The following is a 21114-nucleotide window of genomic DNA, read 5'->3' as shown; positions in this document are numbered from 1 at the left end:
AGTTTTTATGGAGATCAAGCCGCTTGCAGGCAGTCAGCACAAGGCGTGCAAGCGATTTTAAGATAATCGCATCCACATAATTTCACAAGCGTTAATTGCGGGGAGGATCAGACCGGCCGATAACCGGCAAAAAAAAACCAGACCTGGAGAGCAAGTCTGGTTGAATTTCTATGGAGTATGCCTGAACATTGTGCGACACGCGAACCGTCATTCCTGACATTTCAATTGCACTAGAGCATGTGTTGCATACTAAAGGTCGCCGTCTGTTGCCACTACACTGGCCATCCCGAAAAACCTCGGGAATTTTTCCCGAAAGTTACTTGCCGCTTTCCACCAGCTGCTTCAGATTATCCAGACCCTGACGGAAATAGGCAGTCACGCCTTCCACTGCCGTGGCATCATCCTGCCCGGCTGGCGGCTCATTGCCGGTAAAGGCACGGTAGAAACGAGCCTTCCAGGTCACCACGGTCTTGCCGTCCTTGCCTGCGGTCACTTCCAGACGACCATTCAGCGAGCTGACCGGCAAGGCCTTGATATCCATGTCACGGCCCATGCGGTAGGCATAGCGCATCTCGGCATCCGAGTAATCATCCAGTTCTTCTTCCAGCACACCGCCGCTCTTGAATGTCAGCGTACGCTTGGCGCCATTGCCATTGCCGCCTTCAGCCGCCACTTTTTCCACGGCAGGTTGCCAGCTGGCAATCGCGCCAAAATCCTTGATCTTGGCCCAGACGGCAGCGGGTGCCGCATTGATCTCTACGGTTTCCTCGGCTTTCTGCGGGGTGGGGCCATGCGCCCACGCCGCCAGGGGTAATGCCAATAACAGTGCTGCAATCCATGATTTCATGGTTTTCCTTTCTTGAACAATGATGAAATAAAAGCGGGGAAATACGAGGCCAGCAGCAGGAGCAAGGCCAGCCCGGCAAATACGGGACGGATATCGCTGGCAACCCACTGCCGGTGCAAGGTGTTCTGACGCAGGGCATCGGCCAGCTGGGCCTTGTCCTGCAGATGCAGATAATGCAAACCGGTTATCTTGGCGAGTTCCTGCAGGCCTTTTTCATCCAGGGCCGACATATGCTCGGTATACGAGCCTTCGGGATGTGCGCCATGCGGCGCATTGCGTCCATGGTAACCTTCCATTTCCAGCACAGACTGCACGTGGGACATGCCGAAGGTGGCAAATTGCATGGCATCTTCCGGCAGCCAGTAGCCGGTAATGTTGTCGTTTTCATCGAGCTTGGGGATGGCTTGCCGTTGCAGCCCGCCGACCCCGGCAATGATGCCGCCTACTTCGCCCGGTTTGCCATCAAACACCGGCATGTACCGCGGATTGGCGGGCGGTGCCTGCTGACCATCGGTCAGAAACACCAGGGTATCGAGCTTGAGCTTGCGGGTTTCTTCAATACCGCGATACAGGCCATGCGTGATGAAGGAATCCGCCGCCCAGGCCATGCGCCAGTCCAGCCGCTCCACGGCTTCATCCAGCACACTGAAATGGGCACAGACTTCCATGGGCTTGAACAGCATGGAAACGTCGCGCTCGGTAAACATGCCGATGCTCACCAGCGAGCCACAGGGCAGATGACGCAAGGCATCGCGCACCGCTTGTCGGGCGAATGCCAGGCGGGCCACACCACCGGGACCACCATCGCGCACATTCATGCTCTGGGTAATATCGATAACAAAGCCCACCGAGTACACCTTGCGCGGCAAGGGCAGCTCCGGATGCAGAAACACCGGCAACATCAGGATACAGGCCGCCAGCAGCAGCGCCCGACCCGGAGCCTGGGCAATACGCAAACGCCAGCCTTGCTTCACGGCATGCCCTTGGGGAAACCGGGTATCGTCGGCCAGGCACGCTCGGTGGTAGTCTTCAGCTCGGTTTCTTCCTGTGATTGCTCATTGCGGATGCCGGGTGTCAGATCCGGGCTGGCACGCTGCGCCAGCTCCATGTTGTGACGGGCATCCCATAGCGTCGGATCATGGCGCAGGGCGTCACGGTAAGCATCCTTGGCCATCGCCAGCAAGGGAGCGGCCTGGTTGTAGGCCAGCGCGCCCTCTTCACTCAACGCGCCCAGCGCCGTCGACAGATAGGTATTGCCCATATTGTATTTGGCGCGCGCCAGCAAGGCCGGAGGCAGGTGCTGCTCCAGCCGACCATAGATTTCCAGCGCATGCGTACTATCGCCACGTCGCGTCAGCTGCCAGGCTTGCAGCAGCTGCCCTTCGGGAGTCTGGCTTAGCCATGGCGCGTGCTTCTCTATCGGCTCCTTGGGGTTAGCCAGTACCTGATTCACCTGGCTGGCCTGCAACCATTGCCAGCCCTGCCAGCCAGTAAGCCCCAGACCGGCGGCGAGCAGGCTCCAGGCCAGGGTCTCGCGCCACAAGATCATGCGTGCCATTGCGATATCTCCATTCGTTTTGCGCCATACAGCAGCGCCAGCAACAGCAGGGCTGCGGCATAGCAAATCCCTGCCAGATCGCGGCGTGGCTGTTTTTCAAAGTAATGCGAAGGCAGGTTGTGCATCTTGCCTACATCGCGCAATGCGGCTTCCAGCGCGCGCGGGTTTTCCGCCTCATAAGCCTGATAAGGCACGCCCAGGGTTTTGAAATATTCATGCAGGAAATACTCAGGGGCGCTGGCGGCATCATCGCCCTCCCCCGGCTGCACAAAAATGCTGGGGGAATTGGTGCCGCGGATATAAATCCAGGCAAGCGCTGCGTGCTCACTGGCAAACCAGCTGCGTATACGGTCCTGCGTTTGGCTGTCGATATGGGCGCCGCCGTCAGATACCAGCAGGATCAGCCGGGCGCCTGTCACCGGCTTGCCCTTGAAGTAATCCAGCGCCATGCCAAGGCCCCGCGCCACGGCGGTAAAGCCCATGCCCTGGGCTTCGGCACTATCCAGCGCTGCCTTGAGCGCGACCTGATCATGCGTCAGTGGCAGCACAAACACCGGGGAGGTACTGAAGGTGATCAGGCCCACCAGATCCTGCTGGCGGCTCTCGATAAATTTGGCGAGCACTTCGCGGGCGGCTTTGAGCTTGGAGGGATTCTGCACGGCGTCGGTCGACTGGATATATTTGCCGGCAAAGTCATCGTTCATGCTGGCACTGCGATCCAGCACCACCATGATATGGGCGCCATGCCCCACACGCTCCACCTCGGACTGGCGCAGGTGCAAGCCCGCCATGCCCAGCACCAGCGCCACCACACTCAGCATGCCAATGAGCCGCAAGGCCCATGACAAGATGCGCGACCAGCGGTCTTCCGGCATCAGCAACATGGCTGGATGGCGCAACACCGATTGACCATGGCGCCATAAGGGCAACAAGCCCAGCACCAGCAGCCACAGCGCGGCTGGCGTATCAAACCCCAAGGCGTTGATCACGGTTTGCGGCCTCGCTCCAGTGCGCGACAGGCGGCCAGCAAGGTCTTGATCGCGGCGACATCGTCAGCGCTCGCGGCATTCGGTGCCTCGGCAAAAAACACGCGGGCAGAGCGCGCATAAAACGCTTCAATCTCGGGGCGCAGGCGCGCAAGCTCAGGCCGCAGTTTCAGCAACACCGGCACATCGCTGGCAAACACCGTCCGCCCTGCCGTCTGGTTAAACGCGTGATGCGCCACGGCAAAGCTTTGCGCCAGGCTGAGTTTGCGGCCCTGGCGACCACGCAGACGACGGCAGGCCGACGTGAATGGCCCAGCGGGCGCCCAGCGGAAAGGTGGTTTGTCATGGCGCCATAACAGCCAGAGCGCGGCAGTCAGCGTCAGCGCCAGTGCTAGCAAGGTGTAGCGCATGGGCTGCGCGGTATCGCGTAATGGCGGCAGGCTGTCTGGGCGCAAACTGGTCTGGCTGGTATCAAGAATCACCGGCAGCAAGGGCGACACCATGACCTGCCGTTCGTGGATTTTGACCGGCAACACGGTCTGGCCATGGCGCAGGTTAACGGTGAAGGCAGGCAAGGGGATGGTGCGCGTCTCGCGCAGAGCCTTGAACAACTGCCAGCGCAGATGCAGCTTGAAACGGCCATGCTGCGGGGCATTTTCCTGTACATCCACCTCGCGCAGCTCTATCCACTGGCCATCACCACTGCGCGGCAGGGTTTCTTCCACCAGCGTGGCACCTGGCGTGGCGGTAATATCCACCACTTCATCAATCACGTCGCCGATAAAGTATCCGGCCTCGCGGTAATGGCTTTCCACATGCGCATCAGCAGCGGCGTGCGCATTTGCCATCGAAAAAACCAGCATGGCCTGGCCCAGCATCGCCAGCCATGCCCTGCGGCACCCGGAAATCAGGCGCCACGGACGGTGTAAAGGCATCATCGTGCCGACTCCATAAAATAATGTGTCAGCGCCCGCGCTTGCAGGCGGTCACTGATAAAAAACGGCAGGCGTCCCCATTGCGCACAGACCTCGGCAATGGCCTCACGGCGCGCCTCATAGGCGGCATTGATTTTTTGCTGCAGGCGAGGCCGGCACCACAGCAGGCGCTCCTGCCGCGTTTCGGCATCGCGAAAGCGGGCAAAGCCCCAGCGCGGCAGGGCGCTGTATTCGGCGCTATTCCATAGCACCACGGGCACCACATCATGGCCGCTCAGGCTTTGCAGCACCTGTTGCAATTCAGGCAAGGGGTAATGGGCATCGGTCACCAGAAAAACCAGCGAACGCTCGCGGCCGATCTCGGCGGCGGCAGAGGCCAGACCATGCGCGCCGCCTTGCGGAGCGGGCGCTTGCATGAGCCGCTGGCGAATGGCGCTGCCCTGCAGGCGGCTGCAGCGTGCGGGGACTTGCAGCTCGCGCACGATGCCATCGTTGCAGGCTATGAACCCCAGCCGGTCTGCCATACGCCAGGTAGACCAGGCCAATTGCTCGCACAGGTCGGCAATCACTTCGATTTTGTTTGCGTCACCACGCGCTGAAGCTTTGGAACTGCTCAGTGGATGTTCAGCGGAATCCTGCATCATCCCGGCGCCTGTCCCCTGCTCGCTCTGAAACGCCATGGAGGCCGACCAGTCGGCCACCACCCACACTGGCAGCGATACATTTTGCTGGTACATCTTCACCAGCAGGCGGCGGTATGGATCACGTGCAGTCGCACGCACATCAATGCGGCGCGGATCCGGGTTATCCAGCAAGGGGCCGTGCCCGCGAAAGCGGCTGCCGGAACCGGCAATGCGGCCGACATGGGCGCCAGCCCGCAAGCCGTTGGCGCGCCATTTCACATAGTAGTGAATCAGCTCGGGGATAGAGGACAACAGGCTCACGGTGCCGCCACTTGTGCCAGTACGGCTTCCATCAAGGCTGGGGCAATCACATCGCGGTGCAGCTCGTGCACTGGCTGCAGAAACACGCGGTGGGCAATAATGTCGTAGAACACTTCGCGTATGTCTTCCGGCATCAGATAATCACGCCCGGCCAGCCACGCTACCACGCGCGCACCGCGCATCAGCATGCCCATGCCACGTGGGCTGGCTCCGGCCAGCACCAGGCTGCCCACGTCAATGCCGGATAACTGCACACCCACATCCTGTGGCTGGGCAGTCGCCTGCCACAGGGCGAGCGCATAATTCTGCAGCGCAGGGCTGGCCTGCACATGCTTTTGAATGCTGGCGGCCACATCGTTCAGCTGGTCATACGGCAGGATGGCCGCAGGCACACTCTCGATAAGCTTGTCGGTATCCTGAAAGCGGGTATCAAACATCAGTTGCTTGCGAATCTCGTCGTCGTCCGGAGCCTTCACCAGCACTTCCATGAAGAAGCGGTCGCGCGCGGCGCCCGGCAGCTCAAAGGTTTCTTCTTTTTCCACGCGGTTGCGGTCAGCAAACAGAATGAAATGCGGGAAATAATATTCGCGGTTAAATGCCGTCACGCTGCGCTCGGCCATGGCGCGCAGCAGCAGTGAGTGGACTTGTGGACGCGCCCGGTTGATCTCGTTAAAGAAAAACACGGACAAGGCGTCGCCCTGACTGAGCAAGGGGCCGGGATCAATGCGCATCTGCCCGGCATCGTCTATCCATGTGTGGTAAATCAGGTCGGAAGGCATCAGGTCCACCGTGCCCTCAACGCGCTGATAAGCGCCACCCAGCGCACGGGCAGCCGCACGCAGCAGCGTGGTCTTGCCTACGCCCACATCGCCTTCAAGCAGTACATGGCCACGGGCAAACAGTGAAATAAGCAGGGAACGGATCGGGTGGGTCTGCCCCAGAACGACCGCATTCAGGGATTGTTCAAACGCCGTGGCGCGTTCACGCCAGTCGGCCAGAGCAGAAGGTGTCGTATTCATGGAACTCACTATCGGGTTAATCCGCGCAAGGCGGCAGAGGGGGTCCGGGATGCCGCGGTGGCACCGGAAAAAGCGGATAGCGCATAACATGCACTATCCGCTACGCCAGTTAAATCAATCGCTTTACTTGACGTCGTATTTGAACTGACCTGTTTCTTTCAGGTTGGCAACGCGCTTGGCGTTACGCTCGTTCATGGCCTTGATGGCCTTTTCCTGTTTGCTGAGTTCGACGGGGTCATGCTTGGGGTCGTATTTGGAACCAGCAATCTTTTCCGGGAAACCTGGTTTTGGTTCCCAGCAGTTGCCTGGTTCTTTACAGTTGGTGCCATCGTAAGCAAAAGCACTGGATGAAAATACCAAAACCGCCACGCCCATCAGACCGTGCTTGAGCCAATTTTTGCTTTGCATTGCATTCCTCCTCATACCCGGCAGTTAAAGAACCCTTCGCGCGGCCAGGATCACATCGCGAAGGGAGTGATACAAAAGCAACTTAGTTATTGAGCCACTTGGCTTTTTCAGGATCGCCCTGATAAATGGAACGTACCCAGCTCATGATCTGCAGCATCTCATCCTGCGTCAGACGGCCGCGTTGCGGGCCCATCATGCCTTCGGCGCCACCAAAAATGGTCTCGAACAAGCCCTTGTCGGTGGCATTCTTGGGGTAGGTCCAGTAGTCGTCGGACAGCGCCGGGCCCAGCTTGCCTTCGGCCAGATGGCCATGGCAGCCGGAACAGGCGGTGGAGAACAGGCTCTCACCCTTCTTGATCACCTCGGCATTGCCGTTGTAGGGGTTGACGCCGGTTTGCTTGAATTTCTTCACCGCATCGGTTTCCGTCTCGTTGAGGCCCTTGAAATCGAGCATTTCACCGGAGATGGTGCCGCGGAAGATCAGGTCATCCGCGAAGACAGATACGGTGGCCGCCAGAAGTGCCGCGACCAGAACCAGTTTGTTACGTTTACGCATTGCATTACCCTTTATTGCTTATTGAAAAATCGTGGCTACCGCTCAGTAAAGCGTCGCTTCAAGGCTTGGTTGTTGGCAACAACGGGATACCTTCTGCCTTCAAAATGGCATCAATATCGCCCTTGCGCTTCACCAGCGCCTGCTCAATCTGCTTCAGCAGCTCGGTATCGTTCTTACGCACACCCACGCTTACCGAAAACTGATGCGGAACACGCTCACCATTGGATTTCTTGGCGTTATCCACCACCAGCTTTTCCACCAGCGGCACGCTGGACTGCTTGACATATCGGGCAGCTGCAGGCGCCCACAACACCGCCACATCCAGGCGGCCATTCACCACATCATTCACCACACGCGATGGGTCATACTTGATGTAATGGTTGCGCGGCGACTTGTAATTGGAGATCTCGGCCTTGTACTGGAACATGTCGACAAAGCGCTCGATCTGCACCAGCATCACCTCTGGTGGCGTTTCCGGAATCCAGCCTATCTGGGTGGATGATTTCTTCAGGTAAGGACTATTCCAGTCCGTCAGCCCCAGGTCGCCCTTGTCTTTCTTGTAAACAAAGATGTAGCCGGAACGGTAATAAGCAGGCGTCGTGGCGACACGTGGGTCGTTTTCATCGGCACCAATAATCACATCGCATTTATCCTTATCCAGCAGGTCACGCACCACATAGCGCGCATCTTTCCACCAGACGTTTTCCACCTTGCGGCCCAGCTCACTGGCCAGCACATCGGCGATCCGGTTTTCAAACCCTTCTTCCCGGGTATTCGAGTAAGGCAGTTCATCCTCACCCGCACAAATTCGTAATGGACTGTCGGCTTTGGTCTTGATTTGCGCATTGTCTTGCGCCATGGCAGTCTGCCCGCCGAACGCGCTCGCCCAGATGGCGAACATCACACTCCACTTGATCAGTTTCATTGCTTTCCCTTAAAACACACCGTGATGATCTTTAAAACTGCACAGTAAAAACGCTATCTGATAAAAACCGCCGGCACCCTGTCATCGTGCCGGGCACCGGCGGCCTAATCACAAGGCCTGTATTACAGACCGAACACCATCACACCACCGCCCATTTGGGTGTAGCTTTGGAGTTCCTTGAAGGCACCTACAGCGCCCAGACCAGCACTTGGGTCAGTCAGGTCAAATACCAGACCTACACCAGGCCAACCGCCTACACCGTAGTTGGTAGCGATGTATTGCTTACCCTTGTAGGCGTAGCTCATAGGCGCACCAATCGCACCGGAAGGCATCTTGAATTTCCAGATTTCCTTGCCGTTGGTCTTGTCGAGAGCCTTGATGTTGCCGTCGAGAGTGTTGTAGAACACCAGGCCGCCCTTGGTAGCCAGAGTGCCGCCCCAAACGGAGAATTTCTCCCACTTGGTCCACTTCACTTCGCCAGTTACACCGTCCATGGCGCGAACTTGACCCATTTCCTTCTTGGTTGGGCCGTTAGGGCCTGGGTACATAGCCAGCGTTGCACCAACGAAGAACTGACCTGCACGGTATGGCAGCATGAACGGCTCCCAATCCATACAAATGTGGTTCAGACCGAAGTAGAACGTGCGGCTGTCAGGATCGTAAGCATCCAGACCCTGGTTGTGGAAACCCATGGCAGATGGGCAGATGTTGGTACCCTTGTGGTCCATGCGGGTGCTGAATTCAGGATCGCGCAATGGCAGGCCGGTCTTCAGGTCCACCTTCTTGAATACATTCACTGCAGGATCAACCTTGGCAGCTTGTACGATAGAACCGGTTTGACGGTTCAGTGTGTACATGATGCCGTTACGGTCAACGTGAGTCAGCAGAGGCTGCGACTTGCCGCCAACTGGCTGATCGGTCAGGATCATCTGGTTAACACCAGCGAAGTCCCACTCGTCATGAGGAGTCTTCTGGTAGCCCCACTTGGCGGCGCCAGTATCCACATCACGTGCCCAGATGGTCATGGTCCACTTGTTGTCGCCTGGACGCATGGTTTCATTCCATGGAGCAGGGTTGCCGGAACCGTAGTAGAACAGGTTCAGCTTGGGATCATAGGCATACCAGCCCCAGTTGGTGCCGCCGCCGATTTTCCAGGCTTCGCCTTCCCAGGTCTTGGTGCCGAGGCCCATTTGACCGTAGTGAGGATTGTCCTTGTTGAAGTCTTTGGCCAGGTTGAGCTCATTGTCAGGACCGGTCGCGAACGAACGCCATACCAGCTCACCGGTTTTCTGATCATAGGCAGTCACGTAACCGCGCACGCCCAGCTCAGCACCGGAACAACCAACCAGCACCTTGCCCTTAACAGCGAAAGGCGCCTGGGTAATGGTGGAACCTACTGCAGGATCGCAGTTTTCCATCTTCCACAGTTCCTTGCCGGTCTTGGCATCCAGGGCAACCAGGTGACCATCCAGCTGGGTCTTGAAGATGCGACCATCATCGTAGGCAAGGCCACGGTTCACGATGTCACAGCAGGCAACCGCCTTGACGGAGGCATCCTGCTTGGGCTTGTGCTGCCAGACAATCTTTTCTGGCTCAGCCAGGTTGAGGGCAAATGTATTGTTTGGAAATGGCGTGTTGATGTACATCATGTCGCCAATCACCAGCGGTGCACCTTCATGACCGTGCAGCAGGCCGGTGGAGAACGACCAGGCAGCTTTCAGGTTCTTGACGTTACCTGTCGTGATTTGTGAAAGGCGGCTGTAATGTTGCCCCGTATAATCCCCAGTTTGCATTGTCCAGTTATTGGGATTGGCACCCAGCGCTTCCAGGCTATCAGCTGCCGCAGCTACTGATGGCAGCATGGCTGACAATGCCAATCCAGCAACTGCAAAGCCAGTAGCTGTTATTCTTGCCTTCATCTTCGGAATCCTCCTCGTATGTTGATATAGTCCTACTCCCTCGCTACCACTGTCGTAGAGCGACGACGAACTATCTCAAACCTGCCTTTGCGGCACGAGGTGCGCCATTCACTTTTGCGCAGGGAAAAATTCACATATTCACAATTTGTAATACTTAATTACATTTTGTAACAATGTAAGGATGAGCTCCCGGTCACATTCGGGAGCGAGTCGCTAGGGTGCCAATGTGACAGAGCGCATACTGAGCATTTATGCGCATCCCGTTCGCCCCCATTACCTTAGGCAAGCAGCTGGATAGAAAGAATGTCCTGCTCGAGTTTGCGATTGTCCCTTGCAGCTTCATCCTGACTTACCTGCTGGCAGGCTACTTTGAGCTGTCGGAAATCTTCATCGACTGGACATTGACCAGCCAAGACGAATACGACATTGATGAGCTGCCCTATGCGCTGGCCGCCGCCACCCTCGCCATGAGCTGGTTTGCCTGGCGCCGCTGGCAGGAGATCAAGCGCGAGGTGCGCAGCCGCAACCAGACCGAACAGGCACTGCTGGCAGAGCGCCTGCAATTCCAGACACTGTTCAATGAAAACCTGGCGGGGAATGCCGTGGTCACGACGCAAGGCGTGATCCAGATGTGCAACCCGGCCATGGCCTGCTTCCTGGAAATACAGACGCCAGAGCTGGCCGTGGGGAATAACCTGGCCGACTACTTGCAGCACGGCCCGTCGTGGTCGCACCTGATGGAAGTGGTCAAAGAACATCAAAAAGTGGATGTGGAGCAGCTGTGTGTAATAGGCGTCTACGGTAAACGCACTTATGCCATGGCTCGCATCCTCGGGCATTTCAGCCAGGATGGCAGCTTGCAGTTCCTGCATGTGTTTGCCGCCGATATCACCGAGATCAAAACCGCCGAATCGGAAATTTCCAACCTGCTCCGGGAGAATCACTTTCTGTTGCGACAGGCGCTGGAGTTGCAGGAAGAAGAGCGCCGCCATATTGCCCGCGACCTGCACGACGACATGGGGCAATACCTGAATGCGATCAAGGCCAACGCCACTAGCCTGGTCAATATGCCGGATCTGCCACCCAGCATCAGTGAAGTGGCGCTGCACATTATTTCGCACTCCGATCATATCTACCGCTCGGCGCGCCAGCTTATTCATCGCCTGCGCCCTGCCGCGCTGGACGAGCTTGGGCTGGGCGCAGCCTTGCAGCACTTGATCGACACCTGGAAATATCCGGCCAATGGCACGCGCTATCAGCTGGCGATAGACGATGCGCTTGACCATCTGGATGACAAGCTGACCATCAATATCTATCGCGTGATTCAGGAGGCAATTACCAATGCCGCACGCCACGCCCAGGCCAGCCTGATTGATGTGCACCTGTTCATGCAGGGCGACAAGCTGATCGTGGATATTACCGACGATGGTTGCGGCATCTCGCAGGCCCAGCCGCACAAAGGCCTGGGGCTTGCCGGCATGCGTGAAAGAATCAAGGCGGTTGACGGTAAATTCGAGGTGTCCAGCGCTGCTGGCACGGGCACCCGGATTCGTGCGGTCATCCCCACAACCCCGATAAAGGAGATGGTGTAATGCAAGGTGCAGTAAGAGTGATGCTGGTGGACGACCATGCCGTGGTAAGGCAGGGCTATCGCCACCTGCTGGAAAAATCCGGAATCAAGGTGATCGCCGAAGTTGATAGTGGCGAGGATGCCTACCGGGTTTACTCGGAGCACCAGCCGGAAGTGGTGGTGATGGACCTTTCCATGCGCGGCATGGGCGGCCTGGAAGCGCTGAAGCGCATTGTCTCGCGCGACCGCAATGCCAAGGTGCTGGTGTTCAGCATGCATGACGATGCCATATTCCCCACCCGCGCATTGCAGGCGGGCGCCAGTGGCTATGTCACCAAGTCGTCTGCGCCGGATGTGCTGGTAGAGGCCGTATTTGCCATTGCCAATAACCGCAAATACGTCAGCCACGATATCGCGCAGGAAATCGCCATGCACAACATCAATGGCGGCGACATACTCAACAGCCTGAGCTCACGCGAATTCGAGGTATTCAACCTGCTGGCCCAGGGCCGCTCGATTGAGGATATTGCCGCGGCTCTGTGTCTGGATTACAAGACCATCGCCAATGTGCAGACGCGCCTGCGGCAAAAACTGAATGTGGAAAACGCCGCGCAACTGATGCTGCTCGCCATCAAGCTCAACATCATCAAAACGTGAACATTTCCCGCTGAAATCATGAAGCCGTCTCTCACGGCAAGCGGGGCTCTGCTTTTACACTGGAGTCAGTTGTCTCTCTCCACTGACAACACCATAGTTGATGGACCGGCATACCCTTGCCGGTCTTTTTTTTGCTCTGGCTTATATGGTTCGCCAGACCAGCCATGAACTGGCCTCAGCTATCGATCAAGCCATGCTTGATGGCAAAACGCACCATCTCCACCGGGTTGGACAAGCCCAGCTTCTGCTTCACCAGCGTGTGGTAATTCGCCACCGTTTTCTGGCTGATCTTCAATACCTCGGCAATCTCTTCGGCATTCTTGCCCTCGGCAAACAAACGGAACACCTCGAATTCACGCGGCGACAGCTGGCTGATAAGGTCGCCATCGCCGATGACGGTTTGCAGGGCGATCTTCTGGGCAATGCTGGTGCTGATATAGCTCTTGCCTCGCGCAACTTCCACCACGGCTTTTACCAGCTCATCAAACGAGCCGGTTTTGGCTACATAGCCGCGTGCACCGCTCTTCAGGGTCTGCATGGCAAACGCGGCATTTTCATGCATGGAGAAAATCAGCACGCGCGCTGTACGGTACCGCGCCAATATCCGGCGCATGGCTTCGAGCCCGCCCATACCCGGCATGGAAAGATCCATCACCGTCACATCGGGCAGGTATTCGCCAAACACCTGGTAAGCCTGCTCACCGCTCTCGGCCTCGGCCACCACCTTGATGCCGGAGTGTTGCTCCAGCAAGCGGCACAAGCCAGAACGCACCACTGTGTGGTCATCGACCAGCAAGACCCGGATAATTTCTTCACTCACCTGACAACTCCTGTTGATTTATCACCGGGATACTGACCATGATGGTCGTCCCCTCCCCTGGCGCGCTCTGCACATCAAGCTTGCCGCCCAACCCTTCCACCCGCTCGCGCATACCAGCCAAGCCAAAGCCGGAAGGCGCTTTTTCCATTTCAAACCCACAGCCGTTATCGCGTATCACCAGATGCAGGTGGTTGCCCATGCGTTGCACTGCCAGGCTGACCGACCCCGCCTTGGCATGACGGCTGATATTGGTCAGCGCCTCCTGCACCAGGCGGTAGATGGTGATCGGGATAAACTCGCCCAGATCTTCCAGGTCTTCCTCAATATTGATGGTGATGGTCGCCTCGGGATGCCGCTGACGCCAGTTGCTCACCAGATCCGTGAGGGCAATGTGCAGGCCGAGCTTATCCAGGGTATCTGGCCGCAGGTGCTCCAGCATGTCGCGCACAATAGTCACCACATGGCGTGCCACCTGCACAATCGCCGCCGCACTCTCCTTGATACGCGGATTGCTTGAATCGGAATTCACGATGGCCGTGGCATCGGCATTGATCGCCGTCAGGCTCTGGCCGATTTCGTCATGCAGATCGCGTGCAAGATGCTTGCGCTCATCTTCCTGCGCACGTATCAGCTGTTGCGACAAACGATGGTTACGCTCCACGCTGGTTTCCAGCTTGTGCGCCATCAGATTGAATTTGTGGCTGATGCGCGCCAGCTCTTTCAGCTTGAAATCCGGCAGGCGTGCCTTGAGATTGCCACGCTCCAGTTCGTTAAGCGCGGCCAGTACCGTATCCACCGGACGCAAGGCATGGCCCACCGCCCAGTACACCATCAGATTCACCAGCAGGAAAAACAGCGCCGACAGCACCAGCAGATCCTGGGTATCGCCCCAGACTTCGGCAATCTCGTACGAAGGGTCAGGAGTGACGACCAGCACACCGATCACCCGGCCATTGACCTTGATCATGCGGCGCGACTGTATCCACTCGCTCGACACCATGCCCATTGCACTGACAAACCAGCGTGGAGGTGGCGCTTCGTTTTCCGCATCGGCAGGCAGGCTGTTGCTGTCCACCAGCGTGCCGTTGTGATCATAGAATTCAATGCGCAAGTGACGCAGATTGCTCAGGCTTTTAAGCCGGAATGAACGCAGCTGCTGGGGATTGGAAAGCTGGGAGTAATACAAGGCTTCTGCATCCAGCAGATACAGGGCCAGTTTGGCGGTCGACTCCACCTCGGCACGCACATCCTGCCTTGCATTTGCCACCATCAGCATGGTGCCAAGCGCCATGATCAGCACCAGCAGGGCCGTGATCATCAGATTTAAGCGTAACTTGAGGCTCATGGCGCTCCGTCTTCGTGAAAACGGCTATTCTATAGTCTTAGCTCCTTTCATCATTCGGGAAATTTTCCCGAATTCACCTGAACATGCGGGATGGTGAGGAAGGCACTAACCTGCCTTGACTGCAGAACATCATGCGCCGACCGGAGGGGCAAGCCAGACTGCCCTTCATCTACCGGATGATATTGTCGCCCCGCCTCTCAGGCCTGTGGCATGCCAGCCTTACCCATTTAAAATAAAAATAAAAGCCCCCTTATGTGATGGCATGGGCCGTGCTTTAATAAGCGGAATATATACGTACGTATCACTAGGGGGAGTATGAAAGAATCAGTGATCGAGTGGCCCAAGCCACCTTATTTCAGCTTTGCTGCCAATGGCGAGAGCCCTGCTAACGAAATCTGCCTGATCTACCTGTTTGATGGCAAGAAGCTACTGGGACAGCTCATCGAGTTCATGCCCGATGCCAATACCCTGATCTATCGTACCGCCAAGGATAAACCGCAAGAAACGCTGGCCGTCGATAAAATCAAAAGCATACAGCTGCTGCAACCCATGGAACTGGTGCCCAACCAGTCTTTTCTTGAGGACAGGGCCGAGGAGCTGTTTCCCCCTTCCGAAAAACAAACCTATGCGATCGAATATACCGATGGCGAAATGGTGGTGGGTTACACCTACAGCTATGTCACCACGAACCATGGCTTGTACATTTACCCGACCACGGCTGACAGCAAGATCATCCGCGGTTACTTCCCACGCGCATCCATCAAGAGTTACAAGATTGGTCAGAAGATAGGCGAAATCCTGATACAGGAAAAGCTGGCGACCAAAGATGCGGTGGAAGAAGCGCTGAAACGCCAGGATGAATTGCGCAATCAGCGCATAGGCGATTACCTGTTTGAAAATCAGATTGTCACCAGTGAAGAGCTGCAAAAGGCGATTCGCCATCAGGAAAGTCGCCCGATTCTCAAGCTGGGCGAGGCACTGAGACAGCTGGAGCTGATTACCGAGGATCAACTGCAGCATGCCTTGAACAAGCAGAAGGAAAACCGCGGTATTCCGTTGGGTCGCATTCTGGTCGACATGGGCATCGTCGATGAGCAGACCCTCAAGGGCACGCTGGCGAAAAAGCTGGGCATCCCGTATGTCAGTCTGAGTAAATTCAACTTTGACCCGAATGCCATACGCCTGATTGGCGCGCCCGTGGCCCGCAAGCATCTGCTGATACCGCTGTGTATGTATGAAGGCGCATTGGTGGTGGCGTTTGAAGATCCGATGAATGTGAAGGCGATTGATGAGGTACGCTTTCTCACGCAGATGAAAACCCTGCCTGCCATGGCCTCGCGTGAAGATATCGTCACGGCGATTGACAGCTTTTATGGTCGCAGCGGTGCGTTTGAATTCAGCAAAAGCAAGGATGACATGCTGGATTTCGACCTGAAATCCAGCAATGTCGCCGGCATGCAGATTGATGACCTGGCCACCAAGCTGTTCAGCGAAGAGAACAGCATGCAGTTTGAGTCTGCCGAAGAGCCCGTGGCAGAGTCCGATAACACGCTGGTGCAGCTGGTCAATAAAATGATTCTGGATGCTTATCAGGATGGCGTATCGGATATTCATATTGAAACCTATCCGGATCGCCGCAATACGCAGGTGCGTTTCCGCAAAGATGGCACGCTGGTGCAGTATCTGGAAATCCCGTCCAATTTCCGCAATGCCTTGATCTCGCGGATCAAGATCATGTCGCAGCTGGATATTTCCGAACGGCGCAAGCCACAGGATGGCAAGCTGGATTTCAAGCAATTCGGCCCGGCCAATGTCGAGCTGCGCGTGGCGACCATCCCCACCGCCAATGGGCTGGAAGATGTAGTGATGCGGGTGCTGGCGGCGGCCAAACCTGTACCAGTGGATAAACTCGGGCTGGCGCAGGACAAACTGGAAAACCTGAAAAAGCTGATGCAGCGGCCCTATGGGCTGATTCTGGTCTGTGGCCCGACCGGCTCAGGCAAAACCACATCGCTGCACTCGCTGATGGGGTACATCAACACCCCTGAACGCAAGATATGGACAGCCGAAGACCCGGTGGAAATTACCCAGCAGGGGCTGCGCCAGGTGCAGGTGAATGCCAAGATAGGCTGGACCTTCGCCGCCGCCATGCGCAGTTTTCTGCGGGCCGACCCGGATGTGATCATGGTGGGCGAAATGCGTGATCAGGAAACCACCAAGATCGGCATTGAAGCCTCATTGACCGGCCACCTGGTGCTCTCCACGCTGCACACCAATAGCGCGCCGGAAAGTATTGTGCGTATGCTCGACCTGGGCATGGACCCCTTCAACTTTGCCGATGCGTTGCTGGCGATCATGGCCCAACGTCTTGCCAAGACCTTGTGCGACAAATGCAAGGAAGCCTATGAACCCAGCCATGCCGAGCTGGAAGAGCTGGCGGCCGAATTTGTCCTTGGCACCAGCCATGGCGCGACGAAAGAACTGGCGCGCTTTCAGGAAGAATTTGCGCGTGAGGGCAAATTTACCCTTTATCGCGCCAAAGGCTGCAAAGAGTGCAACAACACCGGCTACCGTGGGCGTCTTGGCCTGTATGAGTTGATGATCGTGACGCCGGAAATCAAGCGCATGATTCAGAAACGTGCACCGGTGAGTGAACTGCTGGAAGAAGCCCTGAATAGCGGCATGCTGACGCTGAAGCAGGATGGCATCAACAAGGTACTCCAGGGCAAAACCGATATCGCGCAAGTGCGCGCCGTGTGCGTCTAGCGTTTATTGGGTAAGGCCGTTGGGGCTGGGGCGCTAGCCCCGCTCCGCGTGTTAAGTAGCGCGGCAGGTGCCAGTCATTTCCCGCTCACTGCGGCAGAGGCATGCGCGTCTCAGCCATACACATAGAGCTCGCGCGTGATATCCCCATAGCCCGCCTGCGTCAGCAGCGCGCGCTCAATATAGCGGCTCACGCGCTGCCGCAGCATGGGTACCAGCTCGCCATCAGGAAAGGTCTGCGGATACTTGAATGCCAGCCAGGCATAAAGGCTGATGTCCTGACTGAATTGTTCCGCCGGCTCCAGGTATTGCGGCCCGCTGCTGTCGAGCCAGGCCACATCCTCTGGCAGGCGCCTGCGCTTGTGGGCGGCATGGGCTTTCAGGCATTGAATGAAATAATCCATCTCGTGCCGCTTGTCGAAAGACACCGGGGCGCATGAAAACCGGAACTTGTCGGCCAGGGGCATATGAGGCGCCTGCTGGTCGATAAGATGCCCCAGCGCAATCTGCCCCTCGGCACTGGTGAGGTGAAACAGATCACTTTCCAGCGCTTGCCGGGAAAAGCTCTCCAGCAATTCCCCTATGCGCGCGGTGTGCACCCGTTGCGAAAGCCGCGCGATATCCGGCCAATTGGCGGCCACCGGCAATTGCTGCAACTCCGCACTATCCGATGTCGTCAGCATGTGTTGCAGATGCAGTAGTTCATCGGCCTCCACCGCGGCGACAAAGCCGGTGGGATAGATACCGTAACGTCCGGCACGCCCCGCAATCTGCCGGGTTTCGGTCGGGCCGATCAGGCGGCTCGCCACGCCATCAAATTTATGTACGGTAGTAAACACCACGCGCCGGATTGGCAGATTCAGCCCCATGCCAATGGCATCGGTCGCCACCAGCACATCAGCCTCGCCACTGGCAAAGCGTCGCGACTCGGTACGCCGCACTTCGGGCGACAATGCCCCGTAAATGGAGGCCACCGACAAGCCCCATTGCCGTATGCGCGCACTCAAGGTCAGCACATCCTTGCGCGTGAAGGCGATGACAGCATCGCCCTTTTGCAGCTTGCCTTTCAGCCGCGCCCGGTTGTAGCGTTCGCCGCAAATGGCGTGCTCTTCCAGGATTAATGGCGTTTTGCGCTCAAGCCGCGTCAGTTGCCACGGCTCATCCAGCGATTCCAGCAAGGCCAGGCAGATGGGCGTGACGGCATCCGAACCGCACACAAACACCTGCTGCGCGGGGACGCCAACCAGTGCGGCGGTCCAGGCATAGCCACGCGCCTCATCTTGCAGCATCTGGATTTCGTCGATGACAGCCACATCCACCACCTGATCCGGCCGCATCATCTCAACCGTGCAGGCCGTATGCCGGGCACCCGGCACCCAGTGCCGCTCTTCCCCGGTGACCAGATTACAGGGCACACCCGCTTCCATCAGCCGATCACGCACCTCCATTGCCAACAGCCGCAAAGGCGCCAGATAGACGCCGGATGCCGCTTGCTGCAGCACTTGCAGCGCTTCATAGGTTTTGCCGGAATTGGTAGGGCCAAGATAAAAATGGAAATGGCGCCGCATGCCGCGTGCTACAGGAAACGATGCGGGGTAATCGTGCAAGGCAGAGGCCGACAAGGAGGTATCTCGATGAGGTAGTAAACACTGCCCTCAATGTAGCAGATGCCGCCCCATATGGAAACGGAGCCTGACCGAATGGCCAGGCTCCGCGGTTTTTCAGCTAAAAGGGCGGTGTTATTTGAAGGCGTAAGTGGCATTCAACATGATCATGCGCGGATCACCCGTGTAACAGGCGCTCACGCTGGAGCAGGAGGCAATGTACTCCTTGTCAGCCAGATTGCGCGCATTCAGGGCAAAGCGCCATGGCCCCGTGCGGTAGAACAAGGCGGCATCGTACACGGTGTAATGCGGCGTGTAGAAGGTATTAAGATCATCCCCCGCCTGCTTGCCGATATAACGCGCGCCTATGCCTACGCCCAGGCCTTGCAGCCAGCGCCCCATGTCGTAATTGGCCCAGAGATTGGCCATGTTTTTCGCCACCAGAATCGGACGTTTGTGCAGCGTGCCTGTGGTGCTCTTGGTGATTTCGGCATCAATATAGCTGTAGCTGCCCACCACATTGAGCCGCGAGGTCAGTTGCCCGGTAGCCTCGATTTCCACACCGCGATGCTGCTGCTCGCCGGTCTGGATGTTGAATGCGGTGTTATTGGGATCCGTCGTCGTCACGTTCTGGCGCGTCAGGTCATACAGCGCCACGGTGGTGCCAAATGCCTTGTTCGGTGTTTCATACTTGAGGCCGATTTCACGCTGCTGACCGGTTTCCGGCTTGAAGGCGGAACCGTCTGCCCCGCTGCCGGTAACGGGTACGAAAGATTCGCTATAGCTGATATAAGGTGACCAGCCATTGCCAAAGGCATACAGCAAGCCGGCACGCCCGGTAGTTGCCCCCGGATTGGTGCGAGTTCTGCTGCCGCTCAGGCGTTTTTCCAATAGATCGGATTCATCGCGACGCAAGCCCAGCACCAGATTCCAGCCATCGCCAAACTTGATGTGATCCTGCAGATATAACCCTTTTTGTTCGAGCTTGTCTGTGCCGGTGGTCGCTGGCGTTGTAACGGCAACACCTATAGTCGGGCTGTAATTCGGGTTATAGAGATTAAGCGCGGTGACGCTGGCGCGTTTATCCGTGCGCTTGCTGTCAAAATGCAGGTAATCAAACCCCACCAGCACATCATGGCGCAAGGCCGCCGTGTCAAACTGCATGTTGAGCTGATTGTCCATGGTCAGCATCTGGCCATGCACATCGCGATACTCAATCCGGCGAGCGTAGTTAAGGCCGTTGGCAGACAATGATGTCGGACTGGTAAACGCACCTTCCAGGTCATAATCATTCACGCGCATGCTCTGCTTGAATTTGATGGATGGGGAAAACGCGTGCTCAAACAGATACCCGACTTGCGTCTGCTCGGTGCTGTATTTATCCACACCGGGCACGCCGACAAACCGGCTGTATGAAATTGGGCCATTGGGATTGGCTAGCACGGTACCACGCGCAGGCAGGCCACGAATCGGCACAAAGTCACTCTTCTGATAGCTTGCCAGCAAGGTCAGGCTGGTCTTGTCGCTGATATCCCAGGTTAATGACGGCGCAATATAGGTACGCTGGCGATCGACAAAATCTACCTGGTCGTCGCTCGCGGATGAAATGCCCACCAGGCGATAACGCACCGTGCCGTCCTCATTCAATGCATCCGAAAAGTCGGCGGTCAGTTGCTTCTGATTGTAATTGCCCAGGCCGATGCCGATTTCGGCAATTGGCTTGTCAGTTGGCCGTTTCGTCACCAGATTAACCAGCCCACCGGGAGAAATCTGGCCATAGAGTACGGATGCCGGGCCTTTCAGCACCTCGATACGTTCAAAGGCAAACGGCTCGTTCTGTATCCACATGTCGTTATCCATGCGCATGCCATCACGCAGCACATAAGCACTCTGCACAAAACCGCGGATGGAAATATCATCCAACCCACGCCGTCCGCGCTGCCCGGCATCGACCCCAGCGGTAAAGCGCAAAGCCTCTGCCAGCGACTGTGCGCCCTGATCGCGGATCTGCTCACTGCCAATCACCGTCACGGACTGGGGGGTTTCTGATAACGCGGCATTGGTTTTGGTGGCCGTTTGCGAACGGCTGGCTTTGTAGCCTTTCACTGGCCCAGTGGCCGACTCCTCCTGACGGGCGCTGACAGCGACTTCCGGCAATTCAGCGGCATCCTCCGCCACCTCAGCATAGACAGACCAATACGGCATCATCAAGGCGCAAACAACGCCCCACTTTAATTTCATAACAGCTCCTGCGTGTA

The 21114-nt window shown here is 57.1% G+C and carries 18 protein-coding genes; 3 read left to right on the top strand and 15 right to left on the bottom strand.

Going from position 1 to position 21114, the window contains the following annotated elements; all coding sequences use genetic code 11:
• Positions 1-316: 316 nt before the first annotated feature.
• The 11 genes from MPQ_RS03810 to MPQ_RS03760 form a co-directional block, all read right to left on the bottom strand.
• Positions 317-847, bottom strand: a complete 531-nt coding sequence (locus MPQ_RS03810; protein ID WP_013441576.1) for an SRPBCC family protein — start codon at positions 845-847, stop codon at positions 317-319.
• Entirely contained in the window at positions 844-1821 is a 978-nt protein-coding gene (locus tag MPQ_RS03805; protein ID WP_013441575.1) for a VWA domain-containing protein, read from the bottom strand. The genes MPQ_RS03810 and MPQ_RS03805 overlap by 4 nt, the downstream gene beginning before the upstream one ends.
• Positions 1818-2405, bottom strand: a complete 588-nt coding sequence (locus tag MPQ_RS03800; RefSeq protein WP_013441574.1) for a hypothetical protein — start codon at positions 2403-2405, stop codon at positions 1818-1820. The genes MPQ_RS03805 and MPQ_RS03800 overlap by 4 nt, the downstream gene beginning before the upstream one ends.
• Positions 2393-3394: a VWA domain-containing protein gene (locus MPQ_RS03795; protein WP_013441573.1), complete on the bottom strand. Its 1002-nt coding sequence runs from the start codon at positions 3392-3394 to the stop codon at positions 2393-2395. Before MPQ_RS03795 ends, MPQ_RS03800 begins: the two co-directional genes overlap by 13 nt.
• The gene (locus MPQ_RS03790; protein WP_013441572.1) at positions 3391-4329 is read right to left on the bottom strand and encodes a hypothetical protein; all 939 of its coding nucleotides are present in this window, start codon (positions 4327-4329) and stop codon (positions 3391-3393) included. The genes MPQ_RS03795 and MPQ_RS03790 overlap by 4 nt, the downstream gene beginning before the upstream one ends.
• On the bottom strand, positions 4326-5270 hold the full coding sequence (locus MPQ_RS03785; RefSeq protein WP_013441571.1) for a DUF58 domain-containing protein: 945 nt from the start codon (positions 5268-5270) through the stop codon (positions 4326-4328). The genes MPQ_RS03790 and MPQ_RS03785 overlap by 4 nt, the downstream gene beginning before the upstream one ends.
• Entirely contained in the window at positions 5267-6289 is a 1023-nt protein-coding gene (locus MPQ_RS03780) for a MoxR family ATPase (protein WP_013441570.1), read from the bottom strand. The genes MPQ_RS03785 and MPQ_RS03780 overlap by 4 nt, the downstream gene beginning before the upstream one ends.
• Before the next feature lie 123 nt (positions 6290-6412).
• Entirely contained in the window at positions 6413-6697 is a 285-nt protein-coding gene (locus MPQ_RS03775) for a methanol dehydrogenase [cytochrome c] subunit (protein WP_013441569.1), read from the bottom strand.
• Between the two features lie 82 nt (positions 6698-6779).
• Positions 6780-7253 carry a cytochrome c(L), periplasmic gene (gene moxG, locus MPQ_RS03770; RefSeq protein ID WP_013441568.1) on the bottom strand — a complete coding sequence of 158 codons (474 nt, stop codon included), beginning with the start codon at positions 7251-7253 and terminating at the stop codon, positions 6780-6782.
• 58 nt (positions 7254-7311) lie between these two features.
• The gene (gene moxJ / locus MPQ_RS03765) at positions 7312-8178 is read right to left on the bottom strand and encodes a methanol oxidation system protein MoxJ (protein ID WP_013441567.1); all 867 of its coding nucleotides are present in this window, start codon (positions 8176-8178) and stop codon (positions 7312-7314) included.
• A gap of 122 nt (positions 8179-8300) precedes the next feature.
• Positions 8301-10097, bottom strand: coding sequence for a methanol/ethanol family PQQ-dependent dehydrogenase (locus tag MPQ_RS03760; protein WP_013441566.1), 1797 nt, complete (start codon positions 10095-10097; stop codon positions 8301-8303).
• Between the two features lie 251 nt (positions 10098-10348).
• Here MPQ_RS03760 and MPQ_RS03755 point away from each other — a divergent pair, with 251 nt between their 5' ends.
• Both MPQ_RS03755 and MPQ_RS03750 read left to right on the top strand, forming a co-directional pair.
• On the top strand, positions 10349-11689 hold the full coding sequence (locus MPQ_RS03755; protein ID WP_013441565.1) for an ATP-binding protein: 1341 nt from the start codon (positions 10349-10351) through the stop codon (positions 11687-11689).
• Positions 11689-12324: a response regulator transcription factor gene (locus MPQ_RS03750; RefSeq protein ID WP_013441564.1), complete on the top strand. Its 636-nt coding sequence runs from the start codon at positions 11689-11691 to the stop codon at positions 12322-12324. Before MPQ_RS03755 ends, MPQ_RS03750 begins: the two co-directional genes overlap by 1 nt.
• 175 nt (positions 12325-12499) lie before the next feature.
• On the opposite strand, the gene MPQ_RS03745 is transcribed toward MPQ_RS03750, so the two are convergent.
• Both MPQ_RS03745 and MPQ_RS03740 read right to left on the bottom strand, forming a co-directional pair.
• Positions 12500-13144: a response regulator transcription factor gene (locus tag MPQ_RS03745; RefSeq protein ID WP_013441563.1), complete on the bottom strand. Its 645-nt coding sequence runs from the start codon at positions 13142-13144 to the stop codon at positions 12500-12502.
• Complete coding sequence (locus MPQ_RS03740) at positions 13137-14489, bottom strand: ATP-binding protein (RefSeq protein WP_013441562.1); 1353 nt, start codon at positions 14487-14489, stop codon at positions 13137-13139. Before MPQ_RS03740 ends, MPQ_RS03745 begins: the two co-directional genes overlap by 8 nt.
• 315 nt (positions 14490-14804) lie before the next feature.
• Between MPQ_RS03740 and MPQ_RS03735 the strand changes: the two genes are divergently transcribed.
• The gene (locus tag MPQ_RS03735) at positions 14805-17255 is read left to right on the top strand and encodes a GspE/PulE family protein (RefSeq protein WP_049821866.1); all 2451 of its coding nucleotides are present in this window, start codon (positions 14805-14807) and stop codon (positions 17253-17255) included.
• 110 nt (positions 17256-17365) lie between these two features.
• On the opposite strand, the gene MPQ_RS03730 is transcribed toward MPQ_RS03735, so the two are convergent.
• On the bottom strand, positions 17366-18820 hold the full coding sequence (locus MPQ_RS03730) for a helicase-related protein (RefSeq protein ID WP_049821924.1): 1455 nt from the start codon (positions 18818-18820) through the stop codon (positions 17366-17368).
• A 171-nt stretch (positions 18821-18991) separates the two neighbouring features.
• Positions 18992-21097 (bottom strand): TonB-dependent siderophore receptor, encoded by a 2106-nt coding sequence (locus MPQ_RS03725; protein ID WP_013441559.1) that lies wholly within the window; start codon positions 21095-21097, stop codon positions 18992-18994.
• Positions 21098-21114 lie beyond the last annotated feature (17 nt).

Source organism: Methylovorus sp. MP688 (assembly GCF_000183115.1).
GTDB classification, from domain to species: Bacteria; Pseudomonadota; Gammaproteobacteria; order Burkholderiales; family Methylophilaceae; genus Methylovorus; species Methylovorus glucosotrophus.
The sequence above is the reverse complement of the archived record's forward strand: the minus strand, read 5'-3'. Positions and strand labels throughout refer to the sequence as shown.

Bases quoted from the DNA above. Each gene is read 5' to 3' on its own strand.
- MPQ_RS03810 (WP_013441576.1), bottom strand. From the start codon at position 847: ATGAAATCATGGATTGCAGCACTGTTATTGGCATTACCCCTGGCGGCG.
- MPQ_RS03800 (WP_013441574.1), bottom strand. From the start codon at position 2,405: ATGGCACGCATGATCTTGTGGCGCGAGACCCTGGCCTGGAGCCTGCTC.
- MPQ_RS03790 (WP_013441572.1), bottom strand. From the start codon at position 4,329: ATGATGCCTTTACACCGTCCGTGGCGCCTGATTTCCGGGTGCCGCAGG.
- MPQ_RS03780 (WP_013441570.1), bottom strand. From the start codon at position 6,289: ATGAATACGACACCTTCTGCTCTGGCCGACTGGCGTGAACGCGCCACG.
- MPQ_RS03775 (WP_013441569.1), bottom strand. From the start codon at position 6,697: ATGCAAAGCAAAAATTGGCTCAAGCACGGTCTGATGGGCGTGGCGGTT.
- moxG (WP_013441568.1), bottom strand. From the start codon at position 7,253: ATGCGTAAACGTAACAAACTGGTTCTGGTCGCGGCACTTCTGGCGGCC.
- moxJ (WP_013441567.1), bottom strand. From the start codon at position 8,178: ATGAAACTGATCAAGTGGAGTGTGATGTTCGCCATCTGGGCGAGCGCG.
- MPQ_RS03760 (WP_013441566.1), bottom strand. From the start codon at position 10,097: ATGAAGGCAAGAATAACAGCTACTGGCTTTGCAGTTGCTGGATTGGCA.
- MPQ_RS03755 (WP_013441565.1), top strand. From the start codon at position 10,349: ATGCGCATCCCGTTCGCCCCCATTACCTTAGGCAAGCAGCTGGATAGA.
- MPQ_RS03750 (WP_013441564.1), top strand. From the start codon at position 11,689: ATGCAAGGTGCAGTAAGAGTGATGCTGGTGGACGACCATGCCGTGGTA.
- MPQ_RS03740 (WP_013441562.1), bottom strand. From the start codon at position 14,489: ATGAGCCTCAAGTTACGCTTAAATCTGATGATCACGGCCCTGCTGGTG.
- MPQ_RS03735 (WP_049821866.1), top strand. From the start codon at position 14,805: ATGAAAGAATCAGTGATCGAGTGGCCCAAGCCACCTTATTTCAGCTTT.
- MPQ_RS03730 (WP_049821924.1), bottom strand. From the start codon at position 18,820: ATGCGGCGCCATTTCCATTTTTATCTTGGCCCTACCAATTCCGGCAAA.
- MPQ_RS03725 (WP_013441559.1), bottom strand. From the start codon at position 21,097: ATGAAATTAAAGTGGGGCGTTGTTTGCGCCTTGATGATGCCGTATTGG.